General features: G+C 70.9%; 23 protein-coding genes. 14 read left to right on the top strand and 9 right to left on the bottom strand.

Annotated features, from left to right (window positions below):
• Positions 1-21: 21 nt before the first annotated feature.
• The 7 genes from AB0P08_RS13340 to AB0P08_RS13310 all read left to right on the top strand — a co-directional run bounded on the left by AB0P08_RS13340 (position 22) and on the right by AB0P08_RS13310 (position 6199).
• On the top strand, positions 22-600 hold the full coding sequence (locus AB0P08_RS13340) for a biotin transporter BioY (RefSeq protein WP_363590168.1): 579 nt from the start codon (positions 22-24) through the stop codon (positions 598-600).
• A gap of 460 nt (positions 601-1060) precedes the next feature.
• A complete protein-coding gene (locus tag AB0P08_RS13335; RefSeq protein WP_363590167.1) occupies positions 1061-2497 on the top strand; it encodes a dihydrolipoyl dehydrogenase family protein in 1437 nt (478 codons plus the stop codon).
• 135 nt (positions 2498-2632) lie between these two features.
• Positions 2633-2935 (top strand): DUF427 domain-containing protein, encoded by a 303-nt coding sequence (locus tag AB0P08_RS13330; protein ID WP_060922325.1) that lies wholly within the window; start codon positions 2633-2635, stop codon positions 2933-2935.
• A 52-nt stretch (positions 2936-2987) separates the two neighbouring features.
• Positions 2988-3848 (top strand): ABC transporter ATP-binding protein, encoded by an 861-nt coding sequence (locus tag AB0P08_RS13325; protein ID WP_259954095.1) that lies wholly within the window; start codon positions 2988-2990, stop codon positions 3846-3848.
• Positions 3845-4528: an ABC transporter permease gene (locus AB0P08_RS13320; protein ID WP_025104210.1), complete on the top strand. Its 684-nt coding sequence runs from the start codon at positions 3845-3847 to the stop codon at positions 4526-4528. Before AB0P08_RS13325 ends, AB0P08_RS13320 begins: the two co-directional genes overlap by 4 nt.
• Positions 4525-5244, top strand: coding sequence for an ABC transporter permease (locus AB0P08_RS13315; protein ID WP_025104209.1), 720 nt, complete (start codon positions 4525-4527; stop codon positions 5242-5244). The genes AB0P08_RS13320 and AB0P08_RS13315 overlap by 4 nt, the downstream gene beginning before the upstream one ends.
• Before the next feature lie 34 nt (positions 5245-5278).
• Positions 5279-6199 (top strand): ABC transporter substrate-binding protein, encoded by a 921-nt coding sequence (locus AB0P08_RS13310; RefSeq protein ID WP_268777556.1) that lies wholly within the window; start codon positions 5279-5281, stop codon positions 6197-6199.
• A 65-nt stretch (positions 6200-6264) separates the two neighbouring features.
• Here AB0P08_RS13310 and AB0P08_RS13305 read toward each other — a convergent pair whose 3' ends face one another.
• On the bottom strand, positions 6265-7491 hold the full coding sequence (locus AB0P08_RS13305; RefSeq protein WP_363590166.1) for an AI-2E family transporter: 1227 nt from the start codon (positions 7489-7491) through the stop codon (positions 6265-6267).
• Between the two features lie 62 nt (positions 7492-7553).
• Here AB0P08_RS13305 and AB0P08_RS13300 point away from each other — a divergent pair, with 62 nt between their 5' ends.
• Positions 7554-7853, top strand: a complete 300-nt coding sequence (locus tag AB0P08_RS13300) for a chorismate mutase (RefSeq protein WP_025104206.1) — start codon at positions 7554-7556, stop codon at positions 7851-7853.
• 9 nt (positions 7854-7862) lie between these two features.
• On the opposite strand, the gene AB0P08_RS13295 is transcribed toward AB0P08_RS13300, so the two are convergent.
• The 4 genes from AB0P08_RS13295 to AB0P08_RS13280 all read right to left on the bottom strand — a co-directional run bounded on the left by AB0P08_RS13295 (position 7863) and on the right by AB0P08_RS13280 (position 12793).
• Positions 7863-9569: a long-chain-fatty-acid--CoA ligase gene (locus tag AB0P08_RS13295; protein ID WP_363590165.1), complete on the bottom strand. Its 1707-nt coding sequence runs from the start codon at positions 9567-9569 to the stop codon at positions 7863-7865.
• Between the two features lie 66 nt (positions 9570-9635).
• Positions 9636-10178 carry a GNAT family N-acetyltransferase gene (locus AB0P08_RS13290; RefSeq protein WP_363590164.1) on the bottom strand — a complete coding sequence of 181 codons (543 nt, stop codon included), beginning with the start codon at positions 10176-10178 and terminating at the stop codon, positions 9636-9638.
• Positions 10178-10771 carry a short chain dehydrogenase gene (locus tag AB0P08_RS13285; RefSeq protein WP_363590163.1) on the bottom strand — a complete coding sequence of 198 codons (594 nt, stop codon included), beginning with the start codon at positions 10769-10771 and terminating at the stop codon, positions 10178-10180. Before AB0P08_RS13285 ends, AB0P08_RS13290 begins: the two co-directional genes overlap by 1 nt.
• Before the next feature lie 924 nt (positions 10772-11695).
• Positions 11696-12793, bottom strand: a complete 1098-nt coding sequence (locus tag AB0P08_RS13280; RefSeq protein WP_363590162.1) for an ROK family transcriptional regulator — start codon at positions 12791-12793, stop codon at positions 11696-11698.
• Between the two features lie 122 nt (positions 12794-12915).
• Between AB0P08_RS13280 and AB0P08_RS13275 the strand changes: the two genes are divergently transcribed.
• On the top strand, positions 12916-14079 hold the full coding sequence (locus AB0P08_RS13275) for an ROK family protein (protein ID WP_363590161.1): 1164 nt from the start codon (positions 12916-12918) through the stop codon (positions 14077-14079).
• 148 nt (positions 14080-14227) lie between these two features.
• Here the strand turns inward: AB0P08_RS13275 and AB0P08_RS13270 are convergent, their stop codons facing one another.
• The 3 genes from AB0P08_RS13270 to AB0P08_RS13260 are packed head-to-tail and all read right to left on the bottom strand — an operon-like array spanning position 14228 to position 17407.
• A complete protein-coding gene (locus AB0P08_RS13270) occupies positions 14228-15154 on the bottom strand; it encodes a carbohydrate ABC transporter permease (protein WP_025104200.1) in 927 nt (308 codons plus the stop codon).
• A 2-nt stretch (positions 15155-15156) separates the two neighbouring features.
• The gene (locus AB0P08_RS13265) at positions 15157-16128 is read right to left on the bottom strand and encodes a carbohydrate ABC transporter permease (RefSeq protein WP_363590160.1); all 972 of its coding nucleotides are present in this window, start codon (positions 16126-16128) and stop codon (positions 15157-15159) included.
• 31 nt (positions 16129-16159) lie between these two features.
• Positions 16160-17407 (bottom strand): extracellular solute-binding protein, encoded by a 1248-nt coding sequence (locus tag AB0P08_RS13260; protein ID WP_363590159.1) that lies wholly within the window; start codon positions 17405-17407, stop codon positions 16160-16162.
• 276 nt (positions 17408-17683) lie between these two features.
• On the opposite strand from AB0P08_RS13260, the gene AB0P08_RS13255 reads away from it, so the two are divergent.
• Genes AB0P08_RS13255 through AB0P08_RS13235 form a run of 5 tightly spaced genes read left to right on the top strand, consistent with a single transcriptional unit; the run spans position 17684 to position 22244 of the window.
• Positions 17684-18583, top strand: coding sequence for an SIS domain-containing protein (locus AB0P08_RS13255; protein ID WP_363590158.1), 900 nt, complete (start codon positions 17684-17686; stop codon positions 18581-18583).
• Positions 18584-18608: 25 nt separating this feature from the next.
• Positions 18609-19601: an ROK family protein gene (locus tag AB0P08_RS13250; protein WP_363590157.1), complete on the top strand. Its 993-nt coding sequence runs from the start codon at positions 18609-18611 to the stop codon at positions 19599-19601.
• Complete coding sequence (locus AB0P08_RS13245; protein WP_268777545.1) at positions 19598-20542, top strand: 1-phosphofructokinase family hexose kinase; 945 nt, start codon at positions 19598-19600, stop codon at positions 20540-20542. Before AB0P08_RS13250 ends, AB0P08_RS13245 begins: the two co-directional genes overlap by 4 nt.
• Positions 20539-21471, top strand: a complete 933-nt coding sequence (locus tag AB0P08_RS13240; RefSeq protein WP_363590156.1) for a class II fructose-bisphosphate aldolase — start codon at positions 20539-20541, stop codon at positions 21469-21471. Before AB0P08_RS13245 ends, AB0P08_RS13240 begins: the two co-directional genes overlap by 4 nt.
• Positions 21468-22244 (top strand): DeoR/GlpR family DNA-binding transcription regulator, encoded by a 777-nt coding sequence (locus AB0P08_RS13235; RefSeq protein WP_259951723.1) that lies wholly within the window; start codon positions 21468-21470, stop codon positions 22242-22244. The genes AB0P08_RS13240 and AB0P08_RS13235 overlap by 4 nt, the downstream gene beginning before the upstream one ends.
• A gap of 256 nt (positions 22245-22500) precedes the next feature.
• Here AB0P08_RS13235 and AB0P08_RS13230 read toward each other — a convergent pair whose 3' ends face one another.
• The gene (locus tag AB0P08_RS13230) at positions 22501-23274 is read right to left on the bottom strand and encodes a CHAT domain-containing protein (protein WP_363590155.1); all 774 of its coding nucleotides are present in this window, start codon (positions 23272-23274) and stop codon (positions 22501-22503) included.
• Positions 23275-23375: the final 101 nt, after the last annotated feature.

Below are 23375 nucleotides of genomic sequence, written 5' to 3'. Positions count from 1 at the left end.
CCGTTCAGGAAGGATGGACCGATGACCCCCACGACCCGCGACACCTCGGCGACCTTCGGCCGCGTCGCCGTCTTCGCCGCGCTCATCATCGTGCTCGGCACGGTCGTCGTCCCGCTGCCCGGCGGGGTGCCCATCACCGGACAGACACTCGCCGTCATGCTGGCGGGTCTCGTCCTCGGACCGCGTGTCGCGCCGTGGTCGGTCGCACTCGTCCTCGTGCTCGCGGCGATCGGCCTCCCGGTGCTCGCGGGCGGGCGCGGCGGACTCGGGGTCTTCGTCGGCCCCACGGCGGGATATCTGCTCGGGTGGGTCGCCGGTGTCGTCGTCATCGGACTCCTGATGCGCACCGGCCGCCCGACCTGGTGGCGCGCCGCGATCGCGGCATTCGTCGGCGGCGTCCTCGTCGTCTACGCCTTCGGCATCCCCGTGCAGGCCCTCGTCACCGGCGTCCCGCTCGACCTCACGGCCCTCTCGACCCTGGTCTTCCTTCCCGGCGACCTCATCAAGGTGACCGGGGCCACCCTCATCGTCGTGGCCCTCCGTCGCGCCTATCCCCGGGCCTTCGCCGACACCCGCCGCGTCCCCTCCGTCGTCGCCTGACTCTCGGACCGTCCTTTCCGGTCCCGTCGACTCCGTCCGTCCCGTCGACTCCGTCCGGTTCCGTCGGTCCCGCGGTCCCGTTCCGTATGCACGACCGTGGCACGTCTGCCGGCGGATCGCCCCGTCCGGATCGTGCGACCGTCCCCACGTCGTGCATTCGGAACCTCGGACCCGGCTCGCTGACCCGGACCCGGACCCGTACCCCGCCGAGACGAGTCCGTGACCTGGTCCGGATGCACGACCAGGTCACGTCTGCCGGCGGATCGGTCCCGTCCGAGCCGTGCAGCCGCACTCGGGTCGTGCACCCGGAACGTCGTCGGAAGGAACGTCGTGCATCCCGGGACGGGAACCCCCCGGGGAAGACGGGCATATCGGCCGACGGGAACAACTCACCCGTGACTCGACGTTCCTCATGAGCGAGACTGGGCCACGGGCCGCCGCGGCCACGAGAGGGGCGAGCATGACTGCTGCCGACAAGACCGACGAATACGACCTCATCGTGCTGGGCGGTGGTCCGGTCGGGGAGAACGTGGCGGACCGTGCCGTGCAGGGCGGTCTCACCGCGATCATCGTGGAGAGCGAGCTCGTCGGCGGGGAGTGCTCCTACTGGGCGTGCATGCCGTCGAAGGCGCTGCTCCGCTCGGCCCAGGCGCTCCGTGCCGCGCAGCACGTCGCGGGCGCCGCGCAGGCCGTGACCGGGGCCCTCGATGTGCGCGCCGTGTTCGAGCGCCGCGACTCCTTCACGAGCAACTGGTCCGACGACGGACAGGTGAAGTGGCTCGAGTCCGCCCACATCGACCTCGCCCGAGGCCACGGCCGGCTGACCGGGGAGCGCGAGGTGACCGTGACCGACCAGGACGGCGGCACCCGCGTGCTGCGCGCCCGTCACGCGGTCGCCATCAGCACCGGCTCGGACGTGGTCATCCCGCCGATCGAGGGTCTGCGGGAGGCTTCGCCGTGGACGAGTCGCGAGGCGACCAGTGTCGAGGAGCTGCCCGAGAGCCTCGCGGTGATCGGCGGTGGCGTGGTCGCGGTCGAGATGGCCACCGCGTACGCCGCGCTCGGCTCGTCGGTGACGCTCCTCGCGCGCAGCGGGCTGCTGGGCGGGATGGAGCCCTTCGCCGGGGAGCGGGTGGCCGACGGCCTGCGTGAGCTCGGCGTCGACGTCCGCACCGACACCGGCACGACCGCGGTGCACCGCGACGGCGACCGGGTGACGATCACGCTCGACGGCGGGGAGACCGTGGCCGCCGCCGAGGTGCTCGTGGCGACCGGACGCTCCCCGCGCAGCGCCGACATCGGCCTCGACGTGGTCGGTCTCGAGCCGGGCCGCTGGATCGAGACCGACGACACCCTCCGCGTCCCCGGACACGACTGGCTCTACGCCGTGGGCGACGTCAACGGCCGCGTGCTGCTGACCCACCAGGGCAAGTACCAAGCGCGCGCGGCGGGCGACGTCATCGCCGCCCGCGCGAAGGGCGACGCCGTCGACGACGCCCCCTGGGGGCGTCACGCCGCCACGGCCGATCATGCCGCGGTGCCCCAGGTCACCTTCTCGATCCCGGAGGTCGGATCGGTCGGACTCACCGAGGCGGCGGCGCGCGAGGCCGGCACCGCCGTCCGGGCCGTCGACTACGACCTCGGCTGGGTGGCGGGCGCGAGCCTGTACGAGGACGGCTTCGCCGGGCAGGCGCGCCTGGTCGTCGACACCGACCGCGACGTCGTGATCGGGGCGACCTTCGTCGGCCCGGAGGTCGCCGAGCTCGTCCACGCCGCGACCATCGCGATCGTCGGGGAGGTCCCGATCGCCCGACTCTGGCACGCGGTGCCCTCCTACCCCACGATCAGCGAGATCTGGCTGCGGCTGCTGGAGGGCTACGGCCGCGACACGGCCTGATCCGGGCAATCCGATTCCGGACGCGTGACGAACAGAACGCGCAGTATGTCCCAGATTGACGACCCCGCGCGCAACCCGGTGCCGGATGTCGCACCCGTCTTATACGCTCGAACCCACATCCGAGGAGGCAGGACCATGAAGGCTGTACTCGCAGGAAACGTCATCGCCGAGGCCGACCAGGACGACCTCATCCGCATCGAGGGGAACTGGTACTTCCCGCCGGCATCCGTCGCGCCGGACGCCCTCGTCGAGAGCCCCACCCCGTACACGTGTCCGTGGAAGGGCGAGTGCCAGTACTACTCCGTCCAGGTCGACGGAGAGCTGCACAAGGATCTCGCGTGGTCGTACCCGCATCCGTACCCGTCGGCGTTCGACCGGGTCGGCAAGGACTTCTCCGGCTACGTCGCCTTCGCCCCTGGCGTCGAGGTCTCGGCCTAGTCCCGCACGACGCACGACCGCACGTCCGAACGACCGTCGGAGAGACATCCTCATGATCGAGTTCCGCAACGTCACGAAGCGCTTCCCCGACGGGACGCTCGCCGTGGACGACTTCAGCCTCGTGCTGCCCTCCCGCAAGACCACCGTGTTCGTCGGATCCTCCGGCTGCGGGAAGACCACCCTGCTGCGGATGATCAACCGCATGGTCGAGCCGACGTCGGGGGAGGTCGAGATCGACGGGGAGAGCGTGCTCTCGGGCGACCCGGTCGCCCTGCGCCGGCGCATCGGCTATGTGATGCAGAACTCCGGGCTCATGCCGCACTTCACCGTCATCGACAACGTGGCCACCGTGCTGCGGTTGAACGGGGTGAAGCGCACACAGGCGCATGAGCGTGCTCGCGAGCTGCTCACGACCGTCGGCCTCGACCAGGCGCTCGCCGAGCGGTACCCGAGCCAGTTGTCAGGCGGTCAGCAGCAGCGCGTCGGGGTGGCCCGCGGGCTCGCCGCCGATCCGAACATTCTCCTCATGGACGAGCCGTTCGGAGCGGTCGACCCCATCGTCCGCGCCGACCTCCAGCAGGAGACCCTGCGGCTGCAGCACGAGCTCGACAAGACGGTCGTGTTCGTCACGCACGACATCGACGAGGCGTTCCTCCTCGGCGACCAGGTCGTCATCCTCGACAAGGGCGCCCGGATCGTGCAGGTCGGCAGCCCGAGCGAGATCATCGAGAACCCGGCCGACGACTTCGTCTCCTCGTTCATCGGAGCCGACCGCGGCCGCCGCGCGCTGCATCTCAAGCAGACCCCGCGCGGGACCGTGGTCGTCGACTCCGAGGGCCGCACGCAGGGAGCGATCGTCGATGCGCCGGAGGGCGTGGTCGACGGAGCAGATGCGATGAAGGCGGCCCCGTGAACTGGGTCGGCGACAACCTCGGGCTGATCCTCGAGCTCACCGCGGTGCACCTGCAGCAGAGCGCGATCGCGATCGTGCTCGGTTTCGTGCTGGCGCTCCCACTGGGGTGGGTGGCCTGGCGCTATCAACTCGTGAAGGGTCCGGTCATCGTCCTGACAGGGCTGCTCTACACGATCCCCTCCCTCGCCCTCCTGATCCTGCTGCCGTCTGTGGCGGGCTACCCGGCGCGCAGCCCGGCCAACCTCGTCATCGGCCTGACGATCTACGCGATCGCGATCCTCGTCCGCGCGGTGTCCGACGGCCTGGACTCGGTCGACCCCGCGATCCGGCAGTCCGCGGTCGCGATGGGCTACGGCGGGTTCCGCCGCTTCTGGACGGTCGACTTCCCGCTCGCCGGGCCGGTCATCCTCGCGGGCCTCCGCGTGGCGGCGGTGAGCACCATCTCGCTCGCGACGGTCGGCATCCTCGTCGGCGTCACGAACCTCGGCTACCTGTTCACGAACGGCCTCCAGCGCCGCATCCTCGCCGAGGTCTTCACCGGCATCGTCGCCGTCGTCGTCATCGCTCTGGTCATCGACCTCCTACTCGTGCTCCTCGGGCGTGCCCTCATGCCGTGGACGCGGGCGGCGGCCACCCCCGCCGCCGCGCGTCGGACGATCACGTTGAGGACGGCCGCATGAACGTGTTCACCGAGGCCTTCGCCTGGCTGTTCTCTCCCGACCGCTGGGTCGGGACGTACTCCCTCCCCGTCCTGTTCGGCCAGCATGTCTTCTACACGGTGGTCTCCGTGCTGATCGCCGCGGTGATCGCCGTACCGCTCGGCTGGCTCATCGGGCACACCGGGAAGGGGCGGGAGATCGCGGTCGCCGTCTCCGGAGCGGCCCGCGCCATCCCGTCCTTCGGACTCATGGTCCTCCTGGTGCTTCTGCTGGGCGTGCTGCGCACGCCGCTGGCGGCGATCATCACCTTCGTCGTCCTGGCGATCCCGTCCCTGCTGGCCGGCGCCTACACAGGCCTGGAGGCAGTCGATCGCCGAACCATCGATGCGGCACGGGCGATGGGGATGACCGGCTGGCAGGTGTTCTGGAAGGTCGAGGTGCCGCTCGGCATGCCGCTGCTCGTCGGCGGCCTCCGTTCGGCGCTGCTGCAGGTCATCGCCACGGTGACGATCGCGGCCTACGTGAACCTCGGCGGCCTCGGCTGGCCGATCATCCAGGGCATCCCGCTCCGCCGTTTCGACCAGGTGCTCGGCGGCGCGATCCTCGTCGCGGTGCTCGCGCTCCTCGTCGACCTCCTGCTCGCGCTCGCCCAGCACGCCGCGGTGCCCCGCGGTGTGCGCACCCGTCCGCAACGCCGCCGCGCTCGGGCGACCGCCCCCGCGGCCGCACCCGCCTGACCCACAGCATCGTCCCCCAGAGAAGAGGAAGTCCATGTTCACCGCACGAAAGTCCCGCCTCGCCCTTGCCGGCGGCGTCGCGCTCGCCGCCGCCCTCGCCCTCTCCGGCTGCGCCAACAGCAACCCCCTGGACGCGCCCACCGACGACTCCGGCGACGGTGGGGGCAGCGACACCATCGTCATCGGCTCGCAGGCCTACTACTCGAACGAGATCATCGCCGAGATCTACGCGCAGGCGCTCGAGGCCGCCGACTTCGACGTCGACCGTCAGTTCAGCATCGGCCAGCGCGACGCCTACATGCCGGACGTCGAGTCCGGGGCGATCGACCTGTTCCCGGAGTACACGGGCAACCTGCTCGAGTACCTGGACAAGGATGCGACCGCCACGAGCCCGGACGACGTCTACGCCGCGCTGAAGGACGCGCTCCCGGACGGTCTCACCGCGCTCGACTACGCCGAGGCGTCCGACCAGGACACCTACACGGTGCTCAAGAGCTTCGCCGAGGAGAACGACCTCACCTCGATCGCCGACCTCGCGGACGTGACCACCCCGGTCACGATCGGTGCGGCACCCGAGTTCGAGCAGCGCCCGTACGGTCCGGCTGCGGCCAAGGAGGTCTACGGCGTCGACCTGGCGTTCTCGGCCACCGGTCCCACGACGCTGGAGTCGCTGCTCGCCGGCGAGATCCAGGTGGCGGACATCTACTCCGCCGACCCCGCATTTCAGACCGAGGACATCGTGGCGCTGGAGGACCCGGAGAACATCATCCTGGCCTCCAACGTCGTGCCGATCGCGTCCAGCGACGTGGCCGACGAGATCGCCGACGTCATCAACGGCATCAGCGCCAAGCTGACCGCCGAGGAGCTCGTCGCCCTCAACGTGCAGAGCACGGTCGACCAGAAGTCGGCGGAGGACATCGCGAAGCAGTGGCTCACGGACAACGACCTCATCTGAGTCGTCTTCCCGCGAAGCGCCCGGCCCTCAGGGTCCGGGCGCTTCGTCGTTCTCGCCCGCCGGTGTCAGGTGCGAGAGTCCTGCTTCGGCACGACCACCTGCTTGACGATGATGAGGATCGAGGCGGTGACGGGCACCGCCACCAGAGCGCCGAGCAGTCCGAGGAGCGTGCCGCCGGCGAGAGCGCCGATGACGACGAGCGAGCCCGGCACCGCGACGGCCTTGTTCATGACCCGCGGCGTGAGCACATACGCCTCGATCTGCATGTAGACGAGGTAGATCGCGGCGAAGATCAGGGCGGCGATCGGGTTCGTGAACAGCGCGAGGATGGTGCCGATCATCCAGAACAGCACCGAGCCGACCAGCGGGATGAGCGTGACGCAGAAGGCGATGGCGGCCATGAGCGGCGGGAACGGCAGACCGAGGACCGTGTAGAGGATGAGGGCGAGGGTCGCGTTGCAGAAGGCGAGGACCACCATCCCCATCACGTAACCACCCACGGAGTCGGTGATCTGCTGGGAGATGTCGTCCGCGCGGCCGCGGTCGCGGGCCGGGACGAGGCGCAGCAGCCCCTGGCGCATGGCCGGGAGCGTCGCGACGAAGTACAGGGTCAGTACGAGCACCACGATCGCGCCCGAGATGCCGCTCGCGATGGACGCACCGACCTGCAGCGCGCCTCCGCCGATCGTCGCGAGGTTGCCGAAGTCCGACAGGAACTTCTCCACCTCCGATACGAGGTCCTGGAACTGGTCGCCGAACTGGTCGTTGAGGGTGGCGTAGATGTCGGACTTCGTGAAGTCCTGGATCATGCCGGGGACCGACTTCACGAAGCCCGCGATCTGCTCGACGACGATGGGAACGATCATCCAGAGGATGAGGGCGACGACGACGATGAGGGCGAGGATCGTCACCACGACGGAGAGCGCGCGGGACAGCCCGCGGCGCTCCAGGAAGCGGACGGCCGGGTCGAGGCCGAGCGCGGCGAACAGCGCGAGCGCGATATAGATGAGCACGGTGGAGAGGTTGTAGAGCGCGCTGCCGATCACGATCGCCCCGAGGCCGCCGAGCGTCACGAGGAACCCGAAGACGAACGGCCGATCGATCCGCGTCCAGAACGAGCGGCTCGGCGTGGTCGGCTCGATCACCACGGGCCGGGGCGGCCCGGTCACTGGCGAGTTTCCCGGCGCCTCCCCCGCGGCGCCGACGAGCGCGGCATCGACGGGGGCGGGTTCCGGGGCGCGGCTGCCCTGGTCGTCCTGCGGAGCGGAGGCCGGCGACTGGTCGTTGCTCATGAGCACACGATAGCGGTGCCCCTCGTCGGGGGCAGGGTGATCTGCGGCTCTAGAGTAGGGGCATGACTGCCGCTGAGGATCCGAAGGCCGAACTGCTCCGGCTGCGTGCGAGCATCGACAACATCGACGCGGCCCTGATCTTCCTGCTCGCGGAGCGGTTCCGCGCCACACAGCAGGTGGGACACCTGAAGGCCGAGCACGCGATGCCGCCGTCCGACCCGAACCGCGAGGAGCAGCAGGTCGCCCGGCTCCGGGCGCTCGCCGAAGACGCCCACCTCGACCCGGAGTTCGCGGAGAAGTGGTTCAACTTCGTCGTCGCCGAGGTCATCCGGCACCACACCGAGGCCGCCGAGGGACGCTGACTCCGCTCGTCAGGCCCCGCGCGCCGCGAGCAGCCGATCGCGCACCTCGCGCCGCAGCACCTTGCCGATGAGCGACCGCGGGAGGTCGTCGACGGCGGTGATGCGCCGCGGCACCTTGTAGGCGGTCAGCCGCGTACGGCAGAAGTCGCGGAGCCCCTCCATGTCCTTGGCGGCGCCCTCACGGAGCACCACGGCCGCCGCGACCTCTTCGCCGCCGCTCGACCGGGGCAGCCCGACGACGGCCGCCGCCACGACGTCCGGGTGGGCTTCGAGCGCGTTCTCCACCTCGCTGGGCGCGACGTTGAAGCCGCCGGTGATGATGAGCTCCTTCCGGCGGTCGACGATGGTGACGAATCCGTCCGGTGAGACCTCCGCGATGTCGCCGGTACGGAGCCAGCCGTCCGGCAACAGGGCCTCGGCTGTCTCCCCCGGCCGACCCCAGTAGCCCTGGAAAACCTGCGGTCCGCGCAGCAGCAGCTCGCCGGGCTCGCCCGTGGGCACGTCGGCGTCGGGGTCGTCGGGATCGACGACGCGGATCTCGGTGCTCGGGAACGGCACTCCCACCGTGCCGGGCCGCCGGGTCGGACCCATCGGGTTGCCGAGCGCGACGGGGGAGGCCTCGGTCATCCCGTAGCCTTCGACGAGCAGCCCTCCGGTCGCCTCCTCCCAGCGCCGCACGGTCTCGACGGGGAGGCTCATGGCCCCGGAGATCGCGAACCGGACGCTCGAGAGGTCGACGGTGCCGCGTCCCGCCGCCCGCGCCAGCTGATCGTAGATCGGCGGGACGGCGGGGAGGAAGGTCGGCGGGCTCGTGCGGGCGGCGTCGGTCACGAGGCCCAGGTCGAACGTCGGGAACAGCACGACCTTGGCCCCGATGCTCAGGGCGAACGTGAGGCACAGGGTGAGGCCGTACGCGTGGAAGAGCGGAAGCACGGCGTAGAAGGTCTCCTCGCCGTCGCGGAGCCCGGGCACCCAGGCCCGCCCCTGCATCGCGTTGGCCCGCAGGTTCGCATGGGTGAGGATGGCCCCCTTGGGAATCCCTGTCGTGCCGCTCGTGTACTGCAGGACGGCGGTGTCGCCGAGCGACGGCGCGGGCGTCCGTCGGGGAAGCCGCCGGTGGGACACGAGCTTCTTCCACGGCGTCAGGTGCCGCGCGCGCGGCGTGCCGGTCAGCTTCGCCCGGGACGTCCGGGCCTTCGGGACCGGGAGTCGCAGCAGGAGGCGCTTCGACAGGGGCATCGCCGCCGTGAGGTCGACGCTCACGATGTGGTCGACCCGGAGATCGTCCGGGAATCCCGCCACGGTGTCGGCGACCTTGTCCCACACGATCGCGACCCGGGCCCCGTGGTCCTCGAACTGGTGGCGCAGCTCTCGCGCCGTGTAGAGCGGGTTGTGCTCGACGACGATCGCGCCGAGACGCAGGACCGCGTAGAAGGCGACGACATGCTGCGGGCAGTTCGGCAGCACCAGCGCCACCCGGTCGCCCTTCGTGACCCCGAGGTGGCGGAGTCCTTCCGCGGCGCGGTCGATCTGCTCACCGAGGTCCCGGTAGCTCGTGACGGCGCCGAAGAACTCGAGGGCGGGCCGTCGCGCGTACTGCCGGATGCCGGCGGCCAGCATCTCCGGCAGCGTCTGCGTCGGTTCCTCGATGTCGGCCGGCACGCCCTCGGCATAGGAGCGGAGCCAGGGACGGGAGGACAGCGGCGCGTCGGTCATACCCTCATCCTCCGACACGGACCTGTGCTCCGCCTCCCCCTTGCGCTCACCGCCGTTCGGCGGCAGTCACCCGTCCGCGAGCATGCCCATGACGATCGCGTCGACCCATTCGCCGTCCCAGCGCAGCGCCTCCCGGCGCCGGCCTTCGACGACGAACCCGGCCTTCTCGTAGGCGCGCTGTGCCCGCGGGTTGAACGCGTACACCTCGAGCTCCACACGATGCAGCCCCACCGTGTCGAAGGCGTGACGGAGCACCGCGCGCGTGGCCTCCGTCCCGTATCCGGCGCCGAACCACCGCGGACCCGCGAGCGCGATGCGGAACCCTGCGGAGAGGTTCTCCTCGTCCAGGTCGCTGAGGACCACCTCGCCGATGTGCGCGCCGTCGTCGCGACGGAGGATCGCCCAATCCGCCCGGTCCTCCCGGTCGGCGAGCGACCGGAGCCAGGTCTCCACGCCCTCGCGCGTGAAGCGCGCGTGGGTGCCGGTCAACCGGAGCACCTCCGGCTCCTGCAGAGCCGCCCAGGTGCCGTCGAGATGAGTCGGTCCGAGGGGGACGAGCTCCAGCCGCTCGGTGGTCAGGGTGGGGACGGGAGTGAGGGAGAGCGCCATCAGACGGTGAGCACCCGCCCCGTGACGATGCCCTCGACCGCGCGCACGTACGCCTGACCGACCTCGTCGTCGGTGACCGGGCGGTGCCCGGGGAAGGTCGAGAAGTACCCGGGGGAGTTCGCCAGCACGTCGGGCGAGACCGCGTTGATGCGGATGCCCCGCGGCGCCTCGGCTGCCGCCGTGATCACGAACGACTCCAGGGCGCCGTTGGCCATCGCCGCCGCCGCTCCGGTCGCGATCGGCTCTCGCGCGAGCACGCCGCTGGTGAGGGTGAGGGATCCGCCGTCGGTGACGTGGGTGAGGGCTTCCCGCACGACGTCGAGCTGCGCGAGGGTCTTCCCCGTGAAGCCTGCCAGGTAGTCGTCGCGGTCGAGGTCGAGAAGCGGCTTGAAGGGCACCGAGCCGACCGCGACCACGACGGCGTCGACCGGGCCGACCCGCTCGAAGAGGCTGCGGATGGAGGCGGGATCGGTCACGTCCACGCTCTGCTCGCCGGAGCGGGAGGCGCGCACGACCTCGTGTCCGCGGACGTCGAGGGTGGCGGCGACGACCCCGCCGATGCTGCCGGTCGCGCCGATCACGAGTGCCTTCATGCGGATTCCTCTCCCAGGACGGATCGAGGCGACGGGTCGCCGCCCCCGGGATCGAGTCTCCCATCCCTTCCGGGCGGGAGGGAGCGGATGCTCACGGACGGAACGGATGGCCACCGTCCTCAAGCACCATGCCCCTGACCCGCGACGAGGATGCTGCCATATTTCCCGATCGGTATGAATATATGTTCGACCTCCGAAGCAAGGCGAACATATGAAGCCGCGGCTGCCATCGACGCAGGTTCCGTGCAGTCGAGGTACGGGTCACTGGAAAGCGCCAGCGCGGCCGTCGCTAGAGCTAGCGGCTGCTTCGGGGGTTACGTCCGAAGAACGGCCTACTCCTCCGTGAACATTGCGCTCTGGGACATGTACACCGAGGGAAAGTGGTGCGGGAACGGCAAGACGGCAACGTCGGCCTCGTTCTCGCGGTCGTGGACAACGATCGGAACGATCGGGTGGCGTGATGCTGGGCAGATCGGCAAGGGGGCCGGAGTTGTGAGCGGACAAGCGCGCATCTGGGCGCAGCGGAAAATGATCTTTGGTACGGGCGGCTGGGACATTCAGACGATGCAACCCTGCCTCCGTCTGAACGGTGGCGGGGGCGGCAGCAAGTCGCAAAGCGTAGTCTGCTCCATCTACTAGAAGGGGGACCGTTCATGTCTCATGAAGCGACCATCGACCGGAGCAGGCGAGAAGGGGTCATCTTCCTTGCGATCGCCGCCGGCGGAATCCTCACGTTGATCTCAGCGGTTCTCGCCCTCCCCATCGGAATCGCACTAAGCGTCACTAGTGCTGTCCTAGCGGTCGTGACTCACGGCGTGAAACGAAAGCTCCTGGCAGCGATCGCGAGCTCCGGCGCAGTGCTGTGCGCGACGATTGCGCTATCGCTGCTTGCCACCAGGTTCTGACCACGCCCTGGGGAGAGGGTCAGCGCGGGCTGAACTCGGCGGCCACCACGCGGGTCGCCGCGCCCAGCAGGACGGCGTCGTCGACCGCGCTCGGCACCACGGCGGGCCCGAGAGAGGGGTGCGAGGCGGCTCGGACCGCGGTGGCCGTCGCGTCGACCAGTGCGGCTCCGACGATCTCGTCGGGACCGCTCAGCACGATCGTCGGCAGGTCGACGGCGGCGGCGATGACCGAGAGCGACGTGCCGAGCCGCGCACCCGCGGCGGCGAGCACCTGCGGGCGGTCCGCTCCCGAGGCGTCCAGGCGCCGGGCGATGGCGGGAGCCGCGGCCCACGCGTGGACGCAGCCCTCGCGGCCGCACAGGCAGGCCTCGCCGGGGTCGCCGCCGGCACCGACGTGCGCGAGCTCGCGGGCACCGATGGATCGTTCGACCGGAGCGCCGTCGTCGCCGACGACGCGGATCGCGGTGCCGATGCGGGTGCCGAGGCGGACGAGGAGGAAGTCGGTGCCGACGGAGCCGAACCGCTGCTCGGCATCGGCCACGAGATCGGCGTCGTCGAAGAGGTGCACGGGGGCGTCGAGGATCTCCGCGAGTCGTGGCCCTAGACCGAGCAGCGCGGAGGAGCCGGTGGGCACACCGATGCCGATGCCGAGCGCGGGACCGTCGGCGAGGCTCCGCAGCTCCGCGACGAGCCCGTCGACCGCTTCCGCGGCGTCCGGGGTGCGCGGCCGGTGGAGGCGGTGCGAGAGGCGGCCGTCGGGCGAGGCCAGCGCCCCGATGACCTCACCGGGCACGGAGAGGTCGAGCGCGATGACCTGCACGGCGCGCTGGTCGAACTCGAGCATCACGGCGGGCTTTCCCGGCCGGGACTCCTGACTGGGTCCGCTCTCCCGGATCACGCCGTCGACGAGCAGATCGCGCACGACCTCCGACACGGTGGGGCGGGCGAGGCCGGTGAGCCGGGACAGATCGGCGCGGCTGAGAGCCGACTGCTCCATGAGGGTGCGCAGGACGAGGGCGCGGTTGCGTTCCCGGATGCCGCGGGCGTGGCCGTTGGACGACGCCTGCGCGGCTCGTGCCCGATCGGCGGGGCGCTCTAGGATCTGGGGGTAGCGCACGATGCTCCTCCCGATCGACGCTCGGGCCGACTAAGTTCAATGAATAAACTAACGGACCGAGCGTACGGAGCAGTACGCGCGCTGTCAATCGACGGACCTCGGCCCCGAGAAGGAACTCGCAGATGTTCACCCACGACGACGCGCTGGACACCCAGGCGGCGGTTCGGCGCGCGAACCTGCGACGGGCGCTCCAGCTCGTCTTCCAGGCTCCCGGCTCGCAGACGCGCGCAGGCATCGCGCGGGCGACCGGTCTGACGGCGGCGACCGCGTCGTCCCTCGTCGCGGAGCTCATCGACAACCGGCTCATCGCGGAGGGCGAGCAGGCGGTGAGCACCGGGGGCAAGCGCGCCACGACGCTCAGCATCGATGCGGAGCACCATCTGATCCTCGTGCTCGTCGTGCAGCCGACCAGTGCCTACCTGGCCCTGGTCGCTCTCGACGGCTCCGAGGTCGCCCGCCGCAGCATCTCCTACACGACGCAGACCCGGGACCGCGTGCTGGACGAGACCGTCGCGGAGGTGATGGCCACCTACGGGGCGCGGCTGCTCGCGGTCGGCGTGCAGATCCCGGGGACGACGGACGGCCGCACCGTGCTGGAGAGCGTGCAGCTGGAGTGGCACGAGGTCCCGCTCGCGGACCGCTTCGAGAGCATCACCGGCGTCCCTGTCCTCCTCGTCAACGACGTCGACGCCGAGGCCATCGCGGAGGCCGGTCTCGACGCCGCTCCTTCGGGCTACCGGCTGTTCATCCACAGCGGCGGGGGCATCGGCGCCGCGGTCACCCTCGACGGGGAGCTCGCGCCGGGGCCCCGCGACCGTGCGGGGGAGATCGGGCATGTGCAGGTGGTGTTCGGCGAGGCCGCGCGTCCGTGCCGCTGCGGACGCCGCGGCTGTCTGGAATCGGCGGCCGCGATGGGACCGATGCTGGGGGAGGAGTTCTCGGACGCGCTGGACGTGCCGGCCGTCCGCACCCTCGTCTCCCGTGCGGATCAGACGCTGATCGACGACGGCGCGCGGGCCCTGGCCCGTGCCATCAAGCTCATCGGGGCGCTGCTCGATCCCATCGAGGTCGTCATCGGCGGTCCCGCGACGGAGCTCGGTCCCCGGTTCCTGGAGCGTGTCCGCGCCGAGAGCGGCTATCCCGCCCGCGGCACCGCCGACGTGCCGATCCGGTATGCCGATCCCCGCGTCGCTCCTTCCGCCGGGGCCGCGCAGGCCGCCCTCACCGCGGTCCTCGGCGTGCGATGGAGCCCGGAGCAGCTCCGCGCCGGCGGCCCCCGCCCCTGAACCCCCCCTGACCTCTGCCGGCGGATGTTCCGGCTGCACGACCCGGGTACGTTCGCACGACCGGATCCGTCCGGAGCCCCTGCACGCGCGCCGCGGTCGTGCAGGTGTGCCGGACGGGAACCCGGGGGTGGACCGGAAGCCGGGTGGTCTACTTCACGCTGCCGGCGGTGAGGCCGCCGACGAGACGCTTCTCGATGAGCATGAACAGGATGATGACGGGGAGGATCGCGACGATCGAGACGCCGAACACGTACTGCCAGCTCGTCTCGTACTGACCGACGAACTTCGTGAGCGCGACCGACAGCGGCTGGTTCTTGTCCGTCGACAGGATCACCAGCGAGGCGGCGAACTCGTTCCAGCAGGCGACGAACGTGAACACGATCGCGGTGACGATGCCCGGCCAGACGAGCGGGAGGTTGATCCGGAACAGGACCGTCAGGCGTCCGGCTCCGTCGATCTGCGCCGCCTCGTCGACCTCCTTGGGGATGCCGGCGAAGAACGAGTGCATGATCCACACGGCGAACGAGAGGTTGAAGGCCGCGTTGATGAAGATCATGGCGGTCCAGGTGTCGCCGAGGCCGAGGACGGTGAACTGCCGGAACAGGCCCGAGGTGAGCACGGCCGGCTGCAGCATCTGCGTCACGATCACGAGGAACAGGAACACCATGCGGCCGGGGAACCGGAAGCGGGCCGTGTAGTAGGCCGCGGGGAGCGACACGAGCAGCACCAGGAGCGTCGCGAACACGGAGATGACGATGGTCGAGACGAGGTTGTACGGCAGCGGCGTCTCGGGAGTCGACCACATCGTGAGGTAGTTCTCCCAGTGCCACTCCACCGGGAGGTAGGTCGGGTCGACCGAGCGGATCTGCGCCTTCGTCTTCACCGAACCGAAGAACATGATGAGGTACGGCAGCACGAAGATCGCGAGGACGAGGAATCCGGCGGCGGTGCGCAGGATCACCCGGGGCAGAGTCACCTGGTCGGCGGTGTAGCGGCGCCGACGGCCGGGGATCGGCGGGGTGCGTCGTCCGCGGGAGTCGGCGGTGGTCACGAGGGCGGTCTCGGTCACGGTCATGATCAGACCTCCTTCATGGGCTTGACGATCTTGACGTAGGCCGCGACGATCGCGATCACGATGAGGAAGGCGACGACCGACAGCGCGCTCGCGACGTCGACCTTCTTCTGCAGCTCGATGTACTTGAAGATCAGGGTCATGATCGTGTCGGCGCCGTAGCCCGGGATGGACCCGGTCATCACCTTGAGGATCGGCAGCGAGTTGAAGACGTTGATGATGTTGATGAGGATCGCCACGGCGAGCGCGCTGCGCAGCTGCGGCAGGACGATCGACCAGTAGGTCCTGGCGGCGCCGGCGCCGTCCATCTTCGCGGCCTCGATCGCGTCGGCGGGGACCGCCTGGAGCCCCGCGAGGATCGTGTAGGTCGTGAAGGGCAGCGACACGAACACCGCGATGACGATGGACCAGGCGAACGCCGTCGTCGGGTTCTTCGTCCAGCCGTAGCCCACCGCGTCGTCGGAGAGCCCGATGTCGTAGAGGAACTTGTTGAACACCCCGAAGTACGGTTCGAGGCTGTAGTAGAAGACCATCGTGGTCATCACCACCGACGCGGCCCACGGCACGATGACCGCCATCCGCACGAGCTGGCGACCCGGGAACGCCTTGTTGAGGATCTGTGCGAGGCCGAGCGAGATGACGACCGTGAAGAGCACCACCGACACGACCCAGACGATCGTGCGGACGAAGATCGGCCAGAACTCCGGGAACGTGAAGACGGTCACGAAGTTGTCGAAGCCGACCGAGCCCTTGTCCAGACCCGAGAGCGAGATGTCCCGCGTGGAGTTGAAGAACATGACGCCGGCGGGGAACAGCACCACGCCGATGATGAGCACCAGTGCGGGGGCGATCCAGGGCAGCGCCTGGAGGAGGTCCCGCCCGCCGGGGCGACCGCGCACGGCCCTCCCGGCGTCCGGGGTGCGGGGGCGGCCGGTGGCCGCCCCCGCGAGGTTCGAGGATTCTGTCGTCTGGCTCATGGGGGATTCCCGAACCTCTCCGTTCCGCGGGTCAGCCCGCGTCCACCTGGTCCTGGATCTGCTTCAGCACGTCGGCCGCCGGCTGGTCCTGGATCTGTCCGAACAGCGACTTGAACGCGCCGTCCGCGGCCGACCACTTCGGGTTCGTGGACGGATAGAACTGGGCGTCGGGCAGCACGTCGAGGAACGGCTTGAGGGCCTCCTCGCCGGACAGCTCCTCGGCGCCGGACTTCGTGACGGGGAGGAAGCCCTCCGCCTGGACCCACGGCACGTAGACCTCGGGCGAGTAGAAGTAGTCGAGGAACTTCGTGATCGCCTCCTGCTTGTCGCCGTCGTTCTCGAACGCCATCAGCTGGTCCATGACGCCGAGGGTGAACGGCGAGCCGTCCTTCGTCGGGATCGGGACGATGGAGTAGTCGAGCTCCGGGTTGTTCTCGGCGATCTGGCCGACCGTCGGCGGCAGGCCGACCTGCATGCCGATCTTGCCCTGGATGAAGATGTCCATCAGCGGGGAGCGCTGCGTGGAGCCGGGGTCGGCCTGGGTCGCCCCGGCGTCGATCATCTTCTTGATCTGCTCGGCGCCGACGAGGTTCTCCGGGGTGTCGATGGTGATCTCCGACGCGTCGCCGAAGGATCCACCGCCGCCCCAGAGCCAGACGGCGGCCTCGGCCTGCGCCTCCTCCGAGCCGAGGGGCATGCCGTAGCCCGCGACGCCGCCGCCGAGGGCGGACACCTTGGTCGCCGCGTCGAGCAGGGAGTCCCAGTCGGTCGGCGCCTCGGCGCCTGCCTGGGACAGGAGGTCGTTGTTGACGAAGAGGGCGCGCGCGGAGGCGATCATCGGGAGGGCGTAGGCGGTGCCGTCGACCTCGGCGTTGGCGAGGAAGGAGTCCTGGAAGTCGGAGTAGACGTCGTCGGACACGACCTCCTCGACCGGGTAGAGCAGTTCGTCCTCGACGAAGCCTGCGAAGGGGCCGCCGTTGTAGATGTCAGGCGCTTCCCCGGCCTGGACCTTGGTGGAGATGACCTTCTCGAGGTTGTCCCACGACTGCACCTCGAGGTTGACCTTGATGTCGGGGTTGTCCTTCCTGAAACCGTCGATGACGTCTTCCCAGAGGCCCTTCGTGGCGTCGGAGTAGCTGGGGACGAGCAGGTCGAGCGTGCTGGCGTCGTCGCCGCCGCTGTCTCCTCCCGATCCACCGAAACCGCAGGATGCGAGCGACAGCGTGGCGACGGCCGCGACCGCTGCGGCCCCGTATCGCCGTGACTTGTTCATGGGCATTGCATTCCTCACTGTGGGTGCTGCTCCAGCGGGCGGGGTCCGCTCTCCGGAGAGGGGGGTGGTGCACAGTCGCAGAACACTCCACGCGACGGTGCGTGATGATCGCGCCGCCGTGGTGGTCGCGATCGTCCGAGCGGGGGCTCGGGGGAACTCGTCCTGATTATTTGTCAGGCAAACAAACAAATCAAGATGTTGCTCTCTTGGGACGAAATACTATGATCGGATCACGCCCGAAACAATCACAAGTACGCAACATCTCGTCTGAAAGGCCTCATCATGACCGCTTCGCTGCCCGGCGCACACATGCGCGCAGAGCTCCGCTCCCAGCCGGAGATGTGGGCCACCGCCGCCGAACTCACCGCCGAGCAGGCCCTGCTGCCGGCCCGGGGTGCGCGCGTCGCGGTCGTCGGCTGCGGCACCTCGTGGTTCATGGCGCAGTCCTACGCCGCGCTGCGCGAGTCGTCCGGTCACGGCGAGACCGACGCGTTCGCGGCGTCCGAGGCCTTCGTCGACCGCGGCTACGACGCCGTCGTCGCCCTCACCCGCTCCGGCACCACGACCGAGGTGCTGGAGCTCGTCGACCGCATCAAGGGGCGTACCCGCACGATCGGCGTGATCGGCGACCCCGACTCCCCGCTCGTCTCGCTCGTCGACGACGCCGTGCTGCTGCCGTTCGCCGACGAGCAGTCGGTGGTCCAGACGCGCTTCGCCACGACCGCGCTCGCCCTCTTCCGGGCGTCGCTGGGCGAGGACCTCTCCGGAGCCATCGCCGACGCGACGGCCGTGCTCACCGAGGAGGGCGACGACGCCGAGCTGCGCGACGCCGAGCAGTACACGTTCCTCGGGCGGGGCTGGACGATCGGCCTCGCCCACGAGGCCGCCCTGAAGCTGCGTGAGTCGTCGCAGTCGTGGACCGAGGCGTACCCGTCGATGGACTACCGTCACGGTCCGATCGCCATCGCCGCCCCGGGCCGGGTGACGTGGCAGTTCGGAGAGGCACCGGAAGGACTGGCCGCCGAGGTGCGCGCCACGGGCGCCCGTTTCGAGCACCGCGCGATCGACCCGCTCGCCGACCTCGTGCGCCTGCACCGGACAGCCCTCGACCGTGCCGTGGCCCGCGGCCTCGACCCCGACCAGCCGCGCAACCTCACGCGATCCGTCATCCTGGATGCATGACGTCAGCGATCCCCGGAGCCGAGCGATGACCCCGAACGACGCGGCGGAGGCGATCCCCGACGTCGCGAGGGACGAGGCCGGCGAGAAGCTCGCCGCGGTACGCACGCTCGGCGCCGGGTCGCCCGTCCTCGCCTTCGACGTCGGAGGGACGGACATCAAGTCGGCGCTGTTCGACGCGGAAGGGCGGGCGCTCGGCCTCCGCCGCACGCCCACCCCCACGGCCGACGGGGACCGCACCCCCGCGCTGCTCGACCGGCTGCAGGTGCTCGCCACCCAGCTCCGCGACGAGCATCCCGACGTGACGCCGCGCGCCGCCGGGCTCGTGGTGCCGGGGATCGTCGACGCGGCCGCCGGGATCGGCGTGTTCGCGAGCAACATGGGGTGGCGGGACGCACCGCTGCGCGCGCTCGCCGCCGAGCGTCTCGGCCTCCCCGTCGCGTTCGACCACGACGTGCGCGCCGCGAGTTGGGCCGAGCACGAGCTGGGCGGCGCGCGGGCCTACGACGACGCGGTGATCCTCGTGATCGGCACCGGCATCGCCGGGGCCCTGCTCGTCGGCGGCCACCCCTACACGGCCGGAGGCTACGCCGGCGAGATCGGGCACTCCCCGATCGCCGACGGACCGGTGTGCCCGTGCGGTGCCCGTGGCTGTCTGGAGGCCGTGGCCTCGGCGGGCGCCATCGCGCGCCGCTACCGGGAGGCCACGGGGACGACCCCGGACGGTGCCAAGGACGTCATCGCCCGCGCGGCCGCCGGGGACCGGGTCGCCGCCGACATCTGGGACTCGGCGCTGGACGCGCTCACCCTGTCGCTCGCGCAGCTGACCGCCGTGGTCGCCCCCGAGGCCGTGGTGATCGGCGGCGGACTGTCGCGGGCGGGCGGCGCGCTCTTCGACGAGTTGCGGTCCCGTCTCGCCGCCCGCCTCAGCTTCCACCGCCTCCCCGCGCTCGTCCCCGCCGAGCTGTCCGGCAACGCGGGCCTGATCGGCGCCGCCCTCCGCGCCAGGGAGCTCGCATGATCCTCACCGTCACCCCGAACCCGGCCCTGGACCTCACCTGGCGGGTCGATCGCCTCGTCGCAGGCGGGACGCACCGCACGGACACCGGGGCGTCCCGCGCCGGCGGCAAGGGCCTCAACGTCGCCAGGGTCGCGCACGCCGAGGGGGCGTCCGTCCTCGCGCTGACCACGGCCGGCGGTCCGGTCGGCGCGGAGTTCGCCGCGGAGCTCACGGCCAGCGGCGTGCCCCATGTGCTCGTGCCCGTCGCGGCCGACACCCGTCGCAGCATCGCCCTCGTCGACGAGGCCGCGGGCGACACCACGATCGTCAACGAACGAGGGGTGAACCCCACCGATGCCGAGTGGGGCGGGCTTCTCGCGGAGATCGTCGACCGGCTTCCCGGCGCCGGGGTCCTCGTCGTCTCCGGGAGCCTCCCCCCGGGAGCGCCGGAATCGCTCGTGCCGATGCTCGTCGCGGTGGGCGCCGACGCCCGGGTCCCGGTGATCGTGGACACCTCGGGCCCGGCCCTCCTGCGCGCCGCCGACGCCGGAGCCACCGTGCTCAAGCCCAATGCCGCGGAGCTCGCCGAGGCCACCGGCATCGACGACCCCGTCGAGGGGGCCCGGTCGCTGCTGGCCCGGGGCGCCGAGCTCGTGCTCCTGTCGCTCGGGGCCGACGGCATGCTCGCGGTGACCGCGACCGATCTCCTGCACGCCCGACTCGACGAGCCGCTCTCCGGCAACCCGACCGGTGCGGGAGACGCCGCGGTCGCGGCCTGCGCCGTGCTCTCCGCGGAGGGCGAGCGTGATCCCGAGGTCATCCTCCGCCGCGCGACCGCGTGGTCGGCGGCCGCCGTGCTCATGCCGCTCGCCGGCGACATCTCTCCCCGCTGGCGCGCGCTCGAGGAGCAGCTCCGCGTGTCCCGCCCCGACCCCGCCTCCTTCCGGAAGGACCCTTCGTGACCCTCGTCTCCGCCCGGGAGCTCGTCTCCGCAGCTGCCACCGCCGGCACCGGCATCGGTGCCTTCAACGTCATCCACCTGGAGACCGCGGAGGGCCTCGTGCGGGCCTCCGCACTCGCACAGCTCCCCGTGATCCTGCAGATCTCGCAGAACTGCGCCGACTATCACGGCGGTCTGGAGCCGATCGCCCTCGCGACGCTCGCCGCGGCACGACGCGCGGAGACCCCGGTGGCGGTGCACCTCGACCACGCGGAGCGACCGGAGCTCGTCGACGAGGCGGTGGCCCTCGGCTTCGGCTCGGTCATGTTCGACGGCGGCGCGCTGCCCTACGACGAGAACGTGGCGGTGACCGCCGAGGTCGCCGCCCGGGCGCGTGCGGCAGGGGTCTACGTGGAGGGCGAGCTCGGCGAGGTGGGCGGGAAGGACGGCGCCCATGCCCCCGGCGTGCGCACCGATCCGGTCGAGGCGCAGGCGTTCGTGGCCGCCACCGGCGTGGACGCCCTCGCCGTGGCCGTGGGGTCGTCGCACGCCATGACCGACCGCACCGCCTCCCTCGACCTCGACCTCATCGCCCGACTGCGTGCGGCCCTCCGCGGTGCCGCCTCCGACGGGACCGACGTGCCTCTGGTGCTGCACGGCTCCTCCGGGGTTGCCGACGCCGTGATCGCCGACGCCGTGCGCGCCGGGATGACGAAGGTCAACGTCTCCACCCACCTCAACGGCTTCTTCACGCGCGCGGTCCGTGAGGTGCTCGCCGCCGACGAGCGTCTCGTCGACTCCCGCAAGTACCTCGCCCCCGCCCGCGCCGCCCTCGCGGACGAAGCCGCCCGGATGCTGCGACTGTTCGCCCTGCTGCCGTCGCAGAATCCCGCTCCGGTCGCAGAGGTTCCCGGCACGGCTGCGACCTCAACGCGAAACGACGACCGGTGAAGCGCGCGGCCCGACTGCACGCGATCCTCGACCTCCTCGCGGCGGACGGGGAGGTGACGGTGGAGGAGCTGGTGGAGCGGTTCGGAGCCTCTCCGGCCACCACCCGCCGCGACCTCGACTCCCTCGCCGAGCAGCGGCTGCTCACCCGCACGCACGGCGGCGCCGTTGCCCAGACCGTCGCCTACGAACTGCCCCTCCGCTACAAGAGCCATCTCCGCACGCACGAGAAGGAGAGCATCGCACAGACCGCGGCGGCGCTCGTCACCCCCGGTATGGTGGTCGGCCTCTCCGGCGGCACGACGACCACGGCCATCGCGGCCGCGCTCGCCGCCCGCGAGGACCTGGCAGCGGAGGGCGGGATCACGGTGGTCACGAACGCCGTGAACATCGCCGCTCAGCTCGCCACCCGGCCGGAGATCAAGGTGGTCGTCACGGGCGGTGTCATCCACTCGCGGACGTACGAGCTCGTGGGCCCGTTCGTCGAGCAGCTGCTCCGCGGGGTGCGGCTGGACCTCGCCTTCATCGGTGTGAACGGGATGGACGCGGCAGCCGGGGCGACCACGCAGGACGAGCGCGAGGCGGCGGTGAACCGGATGATGGCGGAGCGTGCGCGGCGCGCCGTCGTCGTGACCGACGGCAGCAAGCTCGGGGTCGAGGCGTTCTCCACGGTCGGCGGGCCGGAGCTCTTCGCCACCGTCATCACGGATCGAGGAGCCGACGGCGCCGCGGTCGATGCGCTGCGCGCCGCGGGGTACAGCGTCCTCCTCGCCTGAGGCGCTCCGGCCGCCCGCGGACACCCCGAGGGCCTCGGCGTCCCCAGATCGCCGAGGCCCTGCGGGAGCGTCGCGGCTGCATACCGCGACGCTCCCGAGCAGATGGTGTCCGTCTCGTCTTCCCGCTCCCCAGCGGCGTTTCCCCAGAACCGACGGCGCCTCCCTCGGGCCTCTCCCTTCGAGGCCTGTCGCTCGACACCTTCCGAAGAACAGGAGAGGGTGGGTGCGATTCTGATACCTCGGTCCGGCAAAAAAGTCAGAATCCGTTGCCGTGACACTGGAATGGGGCGGAAACCCCCGTCGTCAGCGCGGCGCTCGCCAGGGCGTCGGCGGGAGAAGCGCCGGTCGAGAGGCCGTCGTGGACCGCGGTGAGGAGCTCGCAGGCGTCGTCGTCCGGCACCGTGACCGGGGCCGCGATCACCGAGTCCGCGCCCGCGTGCAGCCAGACCCGCGTCATGCCCAGGGCCTCCTCTCCCCAGCGCACGGAGGAGCGCCCCAGCTCGCACGCCGAGAGGATCACGGTCCGCGGCACCCGGGGGATGAGGTCGACGTCGTAGCCGAAGAGCACCCCGTCGGCGAGCTCGAAGCCGGAGAACAGAGGATTGTCGACCGCATGGCGTCCGTGCGCGGCGATGTGGAGCACATCGACGGAAGCGGCCAGTGCCGTGGCGGCGGTCACGGTCGCCTCGGTGCCCTGCAGCAGGCGGGTCGCCCCCCGCGTCGTCCATGAATCCGCCGCGCGCCGGACCTCTTCCGCCGCCCGCGGTACCCGTGGTCCCGCCGCGAAGCCCACGCTCGGGGTCGAGGCGGCGGCCGTCGTGCCGTGAAACCAGCGCGAGACCGAGGTCGCGAGGGTGAACGGCACGCCGTGCATGCCGGGGAGCATGGCCCACGGCACCCCGCCGAGGATTCCGGGAACGGTGACGACCAACCGCTCGGCGCCCGCGGCCGCCCGGTGCATCGGCCCGAGCAGCTCGTCGTCCAGGACTGCGAGGCGTGCCGTCAGAGCGCGCGCGGTCACCGGCCCCATCGCGCCGCCCCTTCGACGTCGGGGATGATCGATGCCGAGAGCGTCGCGATCACCCCGACCACGGCGATGACGGCCGAGTAGATCACGACGGGCCAGAAGGC

Source organism: Microbacterium meiriae, assembly GCF_040686935.1.
Classification (GTDB): domain Bacteria; phylum Actinomycetota; class Actinomycetes; order Actinomycetales; family Microbacteriaceae; genus Microbacterium; species Microbacterium meiriae.
This window is presented reverse-complemented; position numbering and strand designations above follow the sequence as displayed.

Bases quoted from the DNA above. Each gene is read 5' to 3' on its own strand.
- AB0P08_RS13260 (WP_363590159.1), bottom strand. From the start codon at position 17,407: ATGCCCATGAACAAGTCACGGCGATACGGGGCCGCAGCGGTCGCGGCC.
- AB0P08_RS13250 (WP_363590157.1), top strand. From the start codon at position 18,609: ATGACCCCGAACGACGCGGCGGAGGCGATCCCCGACGTCGCGAGGGAC.
- AB0P08_RS13265 (WP_363590160.1), bottom strand. From the start codon at position 16,128: ATGAGCCAGACGACAGAATCCTCGAACCTCGCGGGGGCGGCCACCGGC.
- AB0P08_RS13255 (WP_363590158.1), top strand. From the start codon at position 17,684: ATGACCGCTTCGCTGCCCGGCGCACACATGCGCGCAGAGCTCCGCTCC.
- AB0P08_RS13270 (WP_025104200.1), bottom strand. From the start codon at position 15,154: ATGACCGTGACCGAGACCGCCCTCGTGACCACCGCCGACTCCCGCGGA.
- AB0P08_RS13325 (WP_259954095.1), top strand. From the start codon at position 2,988: ATGATCGAGTTCCGCAACGTCACGAAGCGCTTCCCCGACGGGACGCTC.
- AB0P08_RS13230 (WP_363590155.1), bottom strand. From the start codon at position 23,274: ATGGGGCCGGTGACCGCGCGCGCTCTGACGGCACGCCTCGCAGTCCTG.
- AB0P08_RS13340 (WP_363590168.1), top strand. From the start codon at position 22: ATGACCCCCACGACCCGCGACACCTCGGCGACCTTCGGCCGCGTCGCC.
- AB0P08_RS13245 (WP_268777545.1), top strand. From the start codon at position 19,598: ATGATCCTCACCGTCACCCCGAACCCGGCCCTGGACCTCACCTGGCGG.
- AB0P08_RS13275 (WP_363590161.1), top strand. From the start codon at position 12,916: ATGTTCACCCACGACGACGCGCTGGACACCCAGGCGGCGGTTCGGCGC.
- AB0P08_RS13310 (WP_268777556.1), top strand. From the start codon at position 5,279: ATGTTCACCGCACGAAAGTCCCGCCTCGCCCTTGCCGGCGGCGTCGCG.
- AB0P08_RS13285 (WP_363590163.1), bottom strand. From the start codon at position 10,771: ATGAAGGCACTCGTGATCGGCGCGACCGGCAGCATCGGCGGGGTCGTC.
- AB0P08_RS13335 (WP_363590167.1), top strand. From the start codon at position 1,061: ATGACTGCTGCCGACAAGACCGACGAATACGACCTCATCGTGCTGGGC.
- AB0P08_RS13315 (WP_025104209.1), top strand. From the start codon at position 4,525: ATGAACGTGTTCACCGAGGCCTTCGCCTGGCTGTTCTCTCCCGACCGC.
- AB0P08_RS13330 (WP_060922325.1), top strand. From the start codon at position 2,633: ATGAAGGCTGTACTCGCAGGAAACGTCATCGCCGAGGCCGACCAGGAC.
- AB0P08_RS13295 (WP_363590165.1), bottom strand. From the start codon at position 9,569: ATGACCGACGCGCCGCTGTCCTCCCGTCCCTGGCTCCGCTCCTATGCC.
- AB0P08_RS13290 (WP_363590164.1), bottom strand. From the start codon at position 10,178: ATGGCGCTCTCCCTCACTCCCGTCCCCACCCTGACCACCGAGCGGCTG.
- AB0P08_RS13305 (WP_363590166.1), bottom strand. From the start codon at position 7,491: ATGAGCAACGACCAGTCGCCGGCCTCCGCTCCGCAGGACGACCAGGGC.
- AB0P08_RS13300 (WP_025104206.1), top strand. From the start codon at position 7,554: ATGACTGCCGCTGAGGATCCGAAGGCCGAACTGCTCCGGCTGCGTGCG.